The following is a 526-nucleotide window of genomic DNA, read 5'->3' as shown; positions in this document are numbered from 1 at the left end:
GACGAATACCTTAACCCCGGATTTAAAACGGTTTGCGCCCACCCTCATACTCTGCAGGCAGCAGCTCCTCGTGTAGTAGAAAACTTTTTAGATGTAAGCCATTTGGCTTTTGTTCACGAAGGAAGCCTTGGACACTCGGACTACGCCGAAATTCCTGATTATAAGGTACATTGGAAAGATAACCGATACGTTTCTGATGAAATCGCTGTGTACGCAGATGCAGATGGTACGGGTAACTTTGCAACTATTTATTATACTTTTGAAATTCTTCGTCCTGCCGTTGCAAGGTTGAAAAAAGTGAACTATGAAACGGGTGAAATCTTTTCGATGCTGTTTGCGGTTTTACCTGAAGAGGAAAGAAAGTCGACCGTGTTTGCATTGGTTTCTAGAAACTATTCGTTTGATGAACCTGATCAATATTTCCGTGATTTTCAGCAGCTTATTATTGAACAAGATACGAGCATTGTAGAAAGTCAAAAACCGGAAGAGCTGCCGCTTGACTTACAAGCAGAGCTTCATTTGAATC

General features: G+C 41.6%; 1 pseudogene. It reads left to right on the top strand.

The window, feature by feature from the left end:
- Nucleotides 1-526, top strand: a pseudogene (locus AC27IT_RS28200) (aromatic ring-hydroxylating dioxygenase subunit alpha); the annotation flags it as partial.

The sequence above is a fragment of the Brevibacillus sp. YAE8 genome (genome assembly GCF_057543335.1).
This window is presented reverse-complemented; position numbering and strand designations above follow the sequence as displayed.